Genomic DNA, 11,208 nt, shown 5'->3' on the forward strand with positions numbered 1-11,208 from the left:
GTGGCTGTGCTGGGTGTGGTGGTTGTGGGGGATGCATCCGGGTTAGTGGCCGTGCTGAGTAGGGCGGTTGCGGGGGATGCATCCGGGTTAGTGGCCGTGCTGAGTAGGGCGGTTGCGGGGGATGCATCCGGGTTAGTGGCTGTGTTGGGTGTGGTGGTTGCGGGGGATACATCCGGGTTAGTGGCCGTGCTGAGTAGGGCGGTTGCGGGGGATGCATCCGGGTTAGTGGCTGTGTTGGGTGTGGTGGTTGCGGGGGATGCATCCGGGTTAGTGGCTGTGTTGGGTGTGGTGGTTGTGGGGGATGCATCCGGGTTAGTGGCTGTGTTGGGTGTGGTGGTTGTGGGGGATGCATCCGGGTTAGTGGCCGTGCTGAGTAGGGCGGTTGCGGGGGATGCATCCGGGTTGGTGGCTGTGCCGTGTAGGGCGGTTGCGGGGGATGCATCCGGGTTGGTGGCTGTGCCGTGTAGGGCGGTTACGGGGGATACATCCGGGTTGGTGGCTGTGCCGTGTAGGGCGGTTGCGGGGGATACATCCGGGTTGGTGGCTGTGCCGTGTAGGGCGGTTGCGGGGGATGCATCCGGGTTGGTGGCTGTGCTGAGTAGGGCGGTTGCGGGGGATGCATCCGGGTTAGTGGCTGTGCTGAGTAGGGCGGTTGTGGGGGATGCATCCGGGTTAGTGGCTGTGCTGAGTAGGGCGGTTGTGGGGGATGCATCCGGGTTGGTGGCTGTGCTGGGTGTGGTGGTTGTGGAGAGCGCGTTCAAGGTTGTGGCTATGTTGAGTGTAGCAGTTTTGCGGGGTGCGGTGGAAGATTTTGTCATTTTAAACCTCAGTTACCGGAGTTTGCGCAACATTGGCTGTTTGTTGCTGACGCCAATCTTGTAATCGCTGTGCTACGTTATCATCGTAAATTGCCAGAACGGCTGCCGCTAAAAGCGCTGCGTTAATAGCACCCGCTTTGCCAATCGCTAATGTGCCAACGGGTACGCCTGCTGGCATTTGCACAATTGAAAGCAGAGAATCTTGACCAGATAAAGATTGAGAGTGCACAGGAACGCCAAAAACAGGAAGGGGCGTGAGTGCTGCTAGCATACCAGGAAGATGCGCTGCACCTCCAGCGCCGGCAATCAAGACTTTAAAACCAGCTGCTTTTGCTCCTTTCGCAAATTGGTAAAGGCGTTCAGGCGTTCGGTGTGCCGAGACAATATGTGAAATATGAGATATACCAAGACATGCCAAAATATCCGCGCTATGGCGCATTGTTTGCCAATCCGATTGGCTACCCATTAAAATCGCTACATCACATGATTCTTTCGTCATTTTAAATCCTTTTCAAGGTTTCAAAGCGATTCTTCTCCCTTGTTTTTAAAAGCCTTATACTCTATTTGCAAATTCAATTGATGACAAAACAATAATTTTTTCAATCCTGCTTTAGGCTGAGATTAAGATCGCAAGAAAAATATTAAGTGAGTAAAAGCTCTTCTTTTTACAAAAGAAACAATTAAAAAACGCATTTAAATAAAATGAAATGCTGATTAAGCCATGTACGTATTTTGTTAATGCGTGTCTGTGTTATGGTTGATGAATCTCTGTGCTTTTTTGGCGAATAGGACAGAAAAAGATGCTGAAAAAGAAATGCAAAAAGCCAAAAGGTTAGGTATTCGCTTTATCGCAGTGGGACAACCAAATTATCCGACCTTTCTGAAGGTAATAAAATCCTCACCGCCCCTTTAAGAGTGCATTTGTCTAACAATTTGTTTGGACTATGTGATTAAAACTCTCTCTCAATCAACAGTAGAAGTAGAAAACTGGAGCCTTGTGCTACACAAAATATATCATTTTGCAACTGTTACTTTTTTACATCAATAATGAATAGATTTAAAAGTTCAGTTATCGTTTCATTTAAACCATGTGAAATACTTCAATAGCGATGAAGGGAGGTGGATGAAGGATGAATTGAAGAATGCATTAGTGGAGAGGGGGAGAGGAGTGAAGGCTAAGCTAAAAAGATGGTGCGGTTTTTGGTGGTGGCTTGGATGGGGAAAAATGGATGGGAGCATGCAGTGAAGGGTGTATTGGCAAGCAGGTAGGAAGGTGGGTGAAGGAGATGGTGAAGGAGGTGGGTGAAGGAGGTGGATGGAGGATGAATTGAAGAATGCATTAGTGGAGAGGGGGAGAGGAGTGAAGGCTAAGCTAAAAAGATGGTGCGGTTTTTGGTGGTGGCTTGGATGGGGAAAAATGGATGGGAGCATGCAGTGAAGGGTGTATTGGAAAGCAGGTAGGAAGGTGGATGGAGGAGATGGTGAAGGAGATGGTGAAGGAGATGGATGAAGGAGATGGATGAAGGAGGTGGGTGGAGGAGGTGGGTGGAGGAGGTGGGTGGAGGAGGTGGGTGAATAAAGTGTAGAAGATAATGCTCAACTTTGGATATTTTGATCAGCACTCTAGATACATCGGCATGGGGAGGAAAAATTCTGCTCCAAGCTCTGCGGCTTTTATAAAAGCTGCCTCTTTCTCAAGCAAGAAGTCACAGTATATCTATCGCATAACATTTAAATAAATTTCATAAAATAGTAACAAATCTTCTTCTTTTCATATCAAGTATGTTTTATTTCAGAAAATGCTTGAAGTTTTAGGTGGCAAATTTTAATGAAAAATACTTCAGTCAAGCTTATTTATCCAATAAGGGGAGTGGATTTGCTTCAGTAATGCGTCAAGTCAATATTTTATGAAGCAATGCTTAAAACAAAACTTGAAATCAAAGTGGAAATTTTTCTTCCTCGTTTCAGTATAAACTGTGTTTACAGTGACTTAGGCAGATAATGATAATCTGGATGAAGGAAAAGCATCTTTGTTTTCGCTTTTGATCTCTTTAGTATAGAAACCAGATTTGTCAAAACATAGAATAATAGGCGGGGAATAATGGATTATGGGAAAACATTCTCCTTGCTTGCTCTAAATGTTTTTTTCTGATGCATTCTTACGTTCTTTGAAAAAACTTTCATTTTTATTCGTCTTCTCAGTAAGATTTTTATAATTTTTTGTGTGCTAAAAGGGTAAGCAAAAACCATAATATTGAGCGCTTGTTGCAATTTGAACCCATACTTTATAACAAGAAAGAATTTAATAGCAAAAGCAAAAAGATTTTATGGTGAAAAAAGCAATGTGAAATCTTAATATTAAATCAATAATATTGATTATTGCTGTTCAAATTTCTTTCATAGTCAAGAGAAAAATAGGCTCTTTTTCTTGATGGAAAAGTCAGCATACGGTTAAGTGCTGCAGAGAAATGCCTTTCTTGAAATTCATTTTTAGCAGTCTTTATACTTTATAATTTCCTAATTTATATATTCGTAAAATAATAATTATGAACAAATCGTGATCAACACTTTTTTGCCTAATTTCTCGATATATTTGTGCAGCAAATTAAATAGGAGATTTTAGCAGTGTTTGTTCCGTTTTTAATTGCCCTCGCTACAGCAATAATGATTATATATCGTCAAAAAAAAATCAGTTATACTTTCTGGGTAATTCTGTTTAGTGTTACTCTTTTTATTTTTAATCACCATGTCATTTCTACTTTTAACCTGTCTTTTTGAGAGAGTCGTCATGGAATATATTGAAAGAAATCATTATTTTGACATATTTATGAATGTGTTAGGACTTATTGGGTTATGCATTGTCCTGTTGATGACTTTCTATTACCAACTGACAAATCCCGCGCCGCCTGTGTTGCCATGCTCCCTTTGTCTTCTTCAGCGTCTTGGTTTCATCATTGCGGGCTGTGGGTTTTTATTCAATATTTTCCAGAGGGTGAAAAATATTCATTATAGTATGGTTATTTTGGGTTGCATAGCAACTGGTCTCTCTGCTGCTAAACAAATTTTTTTACAGATTACACTGGGTAATCTTGGAAATGGTCCAACACTCTTTGGACTGCGTCTTTTTATTTGGGCATTTGTTATTGCAATCCTTTATGTTGTTGCAGTTACATTTATCATGATTTTAAATAAATCGGCGTACAAATTTAAAAAATTTACTCTTTTTCCTCTCTTGAACAAAATGGCAGGTTTCCTCTTTGTGTTTTTGATTGCAGCAAACTTGCTGACTGTTATATTTGAATGCGGAAGTGGATTGTGCCCGGTGATCCTGTAAAATATGGGGGCTTAAATTGGTTTTCTTCCTCGTCGTAAAGGATTTTTCCATAAAATTTCAATCTGTATCTCTTAACTTACAAGGTTTTCAGTTGTTCTCGGTATTTTTCGTTTGCTAAGGTAAAAGAAAATCACAATAATCTCTTATGAGCGTATTAATTTGAGATATTTTCTCATCATAAAAAAGATATTTAAATGGCAAAATGAAGGCAGAAAATAAGAATATATTATTTGTGAAAACAAGGATATAAAATCTTAAGAGTCAGAAAGTGAGTGTTGTTTTTCCGTTTAAATGAAGCCCCCATCGCTAGGGGGAAAATACACTCTTTTGCTTAATCTATAAAGGAAAGCGTGGTCAAATATTTTTGTTGCCAGGCGCTGCTAAGACCTTCTCTAGTTGCTCGTTCCCTCTAATATTGTCAGAGACTAAAAGTTAATGATGCATTGTGAATAATAGACACATGGTCTCTTTTTCGCCCAATTTTATAATATTTTATACTCTTAAAATAAGAAAGGAGACTTTATACTATGTTTGTTCCATTTTTAATCGCTTTAGGTACAGCAATAACAGCGGTGTATGGTAAAAAAAATGTAAGTTATGTATTGTGGGCACTTTTATTGATTGTCATTCTTCTTACCTTTAATCACCACGCGACTTCTACTTTAAACCTGTCTTTTTGAGAGAATAGCCATGGAAAATATTGAACAAAAAAACCCTCATTTTGTTATATTTCTGAATGTATTAGGACTTATTGGTTTATCAATTGTCTTGATGGTGGCTTTTTATTATCAGTTGGTAAGGTTTGAGTTGCCTTGTCCCCTTTGTCTTCTTCAACGCGTTGGTCTGATTCTTGCAGGATGTGGATTTTTACTCAATATTCACCATAAAGTGAAAAATACCCATTATGGTATGGTTATTCTTGGTTGTATGGTAACCAGTATTGTGGCTGCAAGGCAAGTGTTTTTGCATATTACACCCGATGATCTGGGATATGGTTCAACGTTCTTTGGATTGCATTTTTATACTTGGGCTTTTATTATTTCAGTTCTTTGTATTCTTGCAGTATCATGCCTCATGATTTTGAGCGAAGTAGCAGACAAATTTAAAACCTTTACCCCTTTTCCTATCTTGAGTAAAATGGCAAGTTTCTTATTCATTTTTTTGATCGCAGCAAATTTGGTTTCTACTGTGCTTGAATGTGGAGGTGGACAGTGTGCTGATGATCCTGTAAGATATGAACTCTTGTCAAGTTGGTTCCCTTCCTCATATTAAAATGTTTTTCAATAAACTTCCCGGATAAATGTCTTAACGGTGAGAGAGTAAAAGGTGGCAGTATGCAATATTGCCGCTTTTTTTGAAAAAAACTCCTGACAAAGCGAACTCAAATTTCTGATTTCTTAACGAAAAACGCCTGTTTATCAGGCGACACAGCGGCCCTATCCATTCTGTGCAACAAAAAACACATGGACTGCAAAAAATCTTTCCTTAAACTTATGCGCATCTTTTTATGAGAAGCTCTTTAACTAAAGTTTCTGTTGTTGAGGAGAAAATTTCCTCTGCATTATGAAATTTTTACTTGTGCTCTTTTTAATTGAATTTTAAATTTATTTGTGTAGTATTCTTTTTGGAATTTAGTATTCATGTGATGCTTTAGGCGTTTTTATACTTTTAAAGCATGAACTTTGAAAATAAGAAAACTATTGCTGAGTAATTTTCTTATTTTTAAGGAGGTCTTTTTTAGCGAGAAGACCTCTTTTTTTTAAAAAAAAGTGTTATCCACTTCTTCCTCAACCTTGCGCTTGTTTATAAGCTTGAAAATAAACGCACTCTTTTCCAACTTTCGCGATGAGGTTTCGGTGTAAAATCTTCATTTTAAAAGAGGCACAAATATTTTAAAGATGGTTCTGGCAACAGAAAAAGATGAACGACGATTTTTCCAGCAGAAACAAAGTGGATAAAAATTTCACCATTATCTTAAGAGTTGCCAGTCATCCTGCCAAAAAATGCTAAACATAGGCAAATTTTACCAAATAGAGAAAATGGTTACCAAACATAGGCAGCGTTTACCAAAAGTGGGCAAATTTTAAATAAATCTAGAGAATATGGTTACAGTCCATCGTGTGGAAAAGTTTGATGGTTTCTTGAATCGCGTCTCATCAAGGTGCTTTTCTTTCCTTCAATTCCCCTGCACGACGGGACTTGGGGGCTATAACGCAAAATTCATTGGAGACCACCAATTTTAATGAGGCCAGGAACAAGGCGGAATTCTCATTTTCTTTGCCAATGCAAAATGCTGCCACTGCTCTTATCTTAGGGCAGTTCATGAGAGGTATATTGTGTCTTATCTCAAACGATTTTATCGACACACCAATCTCTTTTATATCTTGCAAGATGTATATCTTGCAAGATGATGGCTTTATTGATTTTAAAGGCAAAGGTCTGAAATATATAAATCTTACTGTCTTTGCGGATCTTATTTAAATTGTAATTTATTATTTTATCAATCAATTTGCTGCCTCTATAGCGTAAGCAATCTTCAAAGTGGGTTTTGTTTCTGGCGTTTCTGCAGTCCTTCTATGCGTGGTCAGAAAGAAAGTGCTGCAAGGGGCGAGGCGATCATAAGATCTTGAATCTGTTACTTTTATGGTGCAAGCAGTATTCAGGGTGGGTTTTGTTTCTGGTATTTCTGCAGCCATTCTATGCGTGGTCAGAAAGAAAGTGCTGCAAGGGGCGAGGCGATCATAAAAGCTTGAATCTCTCAGAAAGTCGCATTCTTTAGGGGGAAGAAATCGAATACCTTTAGGGGGAAGGAAGAAACCCAATAGAAAACAGTGACACATGAGATCAAATAAATTTATGATAAAGAGAGACAGTTTCTTTATATTTTCTGTTCAATTGGCAAGGCAGCTTTATGCTCTCTAAAGTATGTGGGTGAATATGAGAAAAGCGAGCAGAAGAAGAATAGAGGGGCTATTCCGGTGGGCTATACAATTTCATTGTTTAGGAGGGTTTAGGAAGGGGAGAGGGGGCAGGTTTAAAATGTCATTCTTCAGGTATTTTGTTGTTGGAGAGACATCTATAAGATTAATTGGTGTACTATAGGTTTGAAAATAAAAAATTATTACCAAATAATTTTCTGATCCCGTGGCTTAATAAGGTGGAATGGTGAAAAAAATATGGTTTCATAGTTTTTATGAGTCATAGCGCTCTTAATATTCTGCTCAAAACCTAACTTAAATTCTTTAAACATATAGATATTGCTGCTTTAGGAGGAAAATTCATAAATAGGGTAAAGAGGTGTATTGAGGGTGAAGAGGTGTATTGTCACTCTCAAATCCCAAGCGTTCTCCTGTAAAATGAAGACGCACAGTGTTAAAATAAGGTAAGAGATAAACAGGAATCATAATTTACTCAAAAGCTGTAGTCTCTCAAAGCGTTGAAAAGAGGGAGCGGTTGCATGTGTTTCATAAGGCAATGGCATCCTCTTCTATAGGTTGAAAAAACTTGGATCACCATAGTGCACAGAAGTTGAAAAACAGGGGGATATCTTTTAATGTGTAAAAGGACAAGATGAAAATTCTGCAGAAAATATACAAAAAATGCCAGTTAGGCGCGACAATATCGATATCTTTATGCGATAAAAACACGTTTCTTTGAGAGACTAAAAGAGCTTGTGCATTTCGTGTATTTTTGTCTCTTGTAGGTGGAGCGTCTTGGCAAAAATCATTGCCATCTAGGAGGGATGAGATAACTCTCTAATCTGTAGAAGATTGCATATCTGAAGGCTCTCTTGCAGCAAAGATTGCGCGCTTGCGGGAGCTGTTGCGTGTGGGACGTGATTTACCTAGACGCGACAATATCGATATCTTTATGCGATAAAAACACGTTTCTTTGAGAGACTAAAAGAGCTTGTGCATTTCGTGTATTTTTGTCTCTTGTAGGTGGAGCGTCTTGGCAAAAATCATTGCCATCTAGGAGGGATGAGATAACTCTCTAATCTGTAGAAGATTGCATATCTGAAGGCTCTCTTGCAGCAAAGATTGCGCGCTTGCGGGAGCTGTTGCGTGTGGGACGTGATTTACCTTAGTCGCTATCGTCGTTTGAAGGGTAAGCGCGTGTTTTTGTGTTGGTTTGTGTAGAAAAGGCAAAGGTGTCAAAACCTCAGTAATAAGAGCTGATCTATGAGATTTCTTTTAAAAGCGAGGATTTAAAAACAGCTTTGTATTGTCATACTTGTATTGTCATACAATGTATTTTGCAGAGCTTTGCTATTTTTCTGTAAATACGTAAAAGCGTAAAACTGTTAAGCTGTAAAAAAGTAAAGAATAGGGGATGTTATTTTTGCTTTTTGGGAATTAATTTTTGGGGATTAATATGTGGGGTGAAGGCATTATGCGGGGGGTGAAAAGAGGAGGGTGAGAAGAGCGCACGCTTTAAGGGGAGAAAAGCGCTGATGTGCAAAGAGGGGGAATGACGTGTGGAGTGATGATGTTGGAAAAAGGGCGTTGTGTGCATGGAAAGGGTGCGTCTTAGGTGACGTACAGAATAAAACGCAGGGAGAGGTGTGAGGATGAGATGCGGGATCGGTGTGCGAAGGGTGTGAATGGAAAAAATAGATCGGGTACGTAGAATAAAGTAAAAGATGCACTGGATAAGGAGAAGTTTAAAGAATATCTCGACAATTTCCCGTGAATTTTCTCAACAACGTATCTTAACAAATGAGCTAAATTGAAAGACTAAAGCTTTTTAAGAGTGTCGGAGAATAAACATAAAATCATCTTCCTTTTCGTTAAATTTTGTTCACAAAGCCAAGAAAATAAGGTATGAACGCTGAAAATAACGCACAGCTTAAAAAATCTTGTGTACTATAAAGGAAACAATTATTTATGTCAAAAGAAGAAGTTTTGGAATTTTCTGGTATCGTGACTGAACTTTTACCCAATGCGATGTTTCGCGTGAGATTGGAAAATGATCATGAAATTATTGCGCATACCGCTGGAAGAATGCGAAAAAATCGTATTCGTGTGTTAGCTGGTGATAAAATCATGGTGGAAATGACTCCTTATGATTTGACAAAAGGGCGGATTACATATCGTTATAAATAGGCGATGGGTGGGTTTCTTTTTCTTTAAAAGTGGCCGTATGTTTCTAAAATATCTTTATGTTTTACTTCGAAATGCATGAAATCGGAAAAGGTATTGGGGAGTACCAAAATGAATTGGGTAGGAGCTTAAAATTATCTTGAGAGGGGAAAAATGATAAACTTAAAGAAAACCTTCTTAGGAAAAAAACATTTGCAAGAAATTCCTTCCAAAGAAATCCAATTGGTGCTCGCTTCTGCTTCACCTCGTCGCTTGATGCTTTTAGCGCAGATTGGTCTTGAACCACATGAGGTTTACACAACCGATATCGATGAAACACCAAAATTAAAAGAACATCCCGCAAATCTTGCAAAACGTTTGGCAAAGGAAAAAGCGCTTAAAGCGCAAGAAACTTTGCTATGGCGCAGCCAAAATGGTCAAGAAGAAGCACCAGCGCAGAAAATTGTCATCTTGTCTGCTGATACCGTGGTTGCTGTGGGACGCACCATTCTTCCTAAACCAGAAAGTGAAGATGAGGCTTATGAATGTTTGCGCTTCCTTTCTGGGCGTTCTCACAAGGTCTATGGTGCTATTTGTGCTCTCAATGAATGTGGAAAAAAAACCGTAAAATTGGTCGAAAGCCACGTCCGTTTTCGGCGGTTGACTGCCGCATTGATGGATGCCTATCTTGCTTCTGGAGAATGGCAAGGAAAAGCCGGTGGCTACGCGATTCAGGGAAAAGCTGGTGCTTTTGTGGTCCATATTGCTGGCTCTTATTCCAATGTGGTTGGATTGCCTTTAGCGGAAACAATGGATCTTCTCACAACTTATCGCTATCCACTTCTTCCCCATTGGACTGGAGAGCTGTGTTAGAGAAATTGAGGCGACAGGCAAAACCAATGGAACAGTGCAAAAAGCCAAAAAGGGAGGCGAGGCAAAATGAAAAAAAGGAACAACAGAAAGCAAAATCTGCCAGAAAATAACAAAGAGGTACAAAATGCCCAAAGAGCAAGATTTAACGCAAAAAAAATATCTTCAATCCGGCCTCCCCATCCTTGTCCAATTTGTGGTCAGATGGCACAACAAAATGCCTATCCTTTCTGTTCAACAAGGTGCCGAGCTATTGATTTGAACCGCTGGCTTTCAGGTACTTATATTTTGCCGCCGCCACCACAAATAAGTGATGAAGAAGAGTGAAAATAGCAAAGCTTTTAAAAATGTTAAATGTGAGATTTATGGCAAGCGTGAAGGTTTGAAGTGATTGGAAGAACGTGCGTGTTGGCGAAAACCCGCGAATTAAGAATTGAAAGAGGACAAGGCGTGGAAGCCAAAATGAGAAGCTTTTTGGAGTCGTAGAAAGTTTGGATGTGTTCGAGAAAACTGGAGATTAAGTATGGGCACCCAAGAGAATTGAGCATTTCGGTTGAGAGAGAACTAGGTTTACCGCCGTAAGTTGTTATTTGCTGAAAGAAAGAGACTTTATCGACGAATATATTATGGGGCCGTGTGGTGTGTCGTTGTAGCAACCTTGCCGGCAAACACGGCATAGCTCGGTTTTCTCATGAGAAGGAATAAAACTATTCATAATATTTTCCTATCTTAGTGTCCGTAATTCACCTCTTGTAACTGTAACTGCATAAAGTCAATATAGAGCAAGTATGAAAAACAAATTGATAAAGTAGAAGAGAGTTTCTTTTTTTATTAAGAAAAAATATTATGAAGAGGTTCATGTTTTTTGTAATTATCTATCGTAAAATGCTGCTCTTTAAAAACAAAGCGAACTTAAAAAAACAAAAGGTGTGTTTGGGTGGTACTTTCTATCGTTCAAATTAAATCCTTAAGGCGAGGGCTCTTTTAGCAGGGCTTTACAGATGGGTTGTTAGTGTTAGAGTTCTTCAGATATGGCTTTGCGGGTGGAGTTCTTCTGGGCGGCTGTTAGTGTTAGAGTTCTTCAGGTATGGCTTTGCGGGTGGAG

The 11,208-nt window shown here is 39.5% G+C and carries 8 protein-coding genes and 2 pseudogenes; 9 read left to right on the forward strand and 1 reads right to left on the reverse strand.

Going from position 1 to position 11,208, the window contains the following annotated elements; translation table 11 throughout:
* Positions 1-882, forward strand: an 882-nt coding sequence (locus HNQ69_RS06460) for a hypothetical protein (RefSeq protein ID WP_183229240.1), incomplete at its 5' end; no start/stop codon positions are given.
* Here HNQ69_RS06460 and purE read toward each other — a convergent pair.
* Positions 820-1,317, reverse strand: coding sequence for a 5-(carboxyamino)imidazole ribonucleotide mutase (purE, locus tag HNQ69_RS06465; RefSeq protein WP_183229241.1), 498 nt, complete (start codon positions 1,315-1,317; stop codon positions 820-822). The two genes, HNQ69_RS06460 and purE, sit on opposite strands and share 63 nt — an antisense overlap.
* Positions 1,318-1,608: 291 nt before the next feature.
* Here purE and HNQ69_RS08015 point away from each other — a divergent pair.
* From HNQ69_RS08015 to yacG, 8 genes and pseudogenes are all read left to right on the forward strand, one after another.
* Positions 1,609-1,728, forward strand: a pseudogene (locus HNQ69_RS08015) (DNA-processing protein DprA); the annotation flags it as partial.
* 1,715 nt (positions 1,729-3,443) lie between these two features.
* Positions 3,444-3,596 carry a DUF5993 family protein gene (locus tag HNQ69_RS08020; protein WP_343056877.1) on the forward strand — a complete coding sequence of 51 codons (153 nt, stop codon included), beginning with the start codon at positions 3,444-3,446 and terminating at the stop codon, positions 3,594-3,596.
* Between the two features lie 10 nt (positions 3,597-3,606).
* Positions 3,607-4,190: pseudogene (locus HNQ69_RS06470) on the forward strand (disulfide bond formation protein B).
* Between the two features lie 489 nt (positions 4,191-4,679).
* Positions 4,680-4,832 carry a DUF5993 family protein gene (locus HNQ69_RS06475; protein WP_183229242.1) on the forward strand — a complete coding sequence of 51 codons (153 nt, stop codon included), beginning with the start codon at positions 4,680-4,682 and terminating at the stop codon, positions 4,830-4,832.
* 10 nt (positions 4,833-4,842) lie between these two features.
* The gene (locus tag HNQ69_RS06480) at positions 4,843-5,424 is read left to right on the forward strand and encodes a disulfide bond formation protein B (RefSeq protein ID WP_183229243.1); all 582 of its coding nucleotides are present in this window, start codon (positions 4,843-4,845) and stop codon (positions 5,422-5,424) included.
* A 3,614-nt stretch (positions 5,425-9,038) separates the two neighbouring features.
* Entirely contained in the window at positions 9,039-9,257 is a 219-nt protein-coding gene (gene infA, locus HNQ69_RS06485; protein WP_183229244.1) for a translation initiation factor IF-1, read from the forward strand.
* A 150-nt stretch (positions 9,258-9,407) separates the two neighbouring features.
* Entirely contained in the window at positions 9,408-10,106 is a 699-nt protein-coding gene (locus HNQ69_RS06490) for a Maf family nucleotide pyrophosphatase (RefSeq protein ID WP_183229245.1), read from the forward strand.
* Positions 10,107-10,172: 66 nt separating this feature from the next.
* Positions 10,173-10,430, forward strand: a complete 258-nt coding sequence (yacG, locus tag HNQ69_RS06495; protein ID WP_246348546.1) for a DNA gyrase inhibitor YacG — start codon at positions 10,173-10,175, stop codon at positions 10,428-10,430.
* The last annotated feature ends 778 nt before the right edge of the window (positions 10,431-11,208 follow it).

Source organism: Bartonella callosciuri, from assembly GCF_014203215.1.
In the GTDB taxonomy this organism is placed as follows: Bacteria; Pseudomonadota; Alphaproteobacteria; order Rhizobiales; family Rhizobiaceae; genus Bartonella; species Bartonella callosciuri.

Bases quoted from the DNA above. Each gene is read 5' to 3' on its own strand.
- purE (WP_183229241.1), bottom strand. From the start codon at position 1,317: ATGACGAAAGAATCATGTGATGTAGCGATTTTAATGGGTAGCCAATCG.
- HNQ69_RS06475 (WP_183229242.1), top strand. From the start codon at position 4,680: ATGTTTGTTCCATTTTTAATCGCTTTAGGTACAGCAATAACAGCGGTG.
- HNQ69_RS06480 (WP_183229243.1), top strand. From the start codon at position 4,843: ATGGAAAATATTGAACAAAAAAACCCTCATTTTGTTATATTTCTGAAT.
- infA (WP_183229244.1), top strand. From the start codon at position 9,039: ATGTCAAAAGAAGAAGTTTTGGAATTTTCTGGTATCGTGACTGAACTT.
- HNQ69_RS06490 (WP_183229245.1), top strand. From the start codon at position 9,408: ATGATAAACTTAAAGAAAACCTTCTTAGGAAAAAAACATTTGCAAGAA.
- yacG (WP_246348546.1), top strand. From the start codon at position 10,173: ATGAAAAAAAGGAACAACAGAAAGCAAAATCTGCCAGAAAATAACAAA.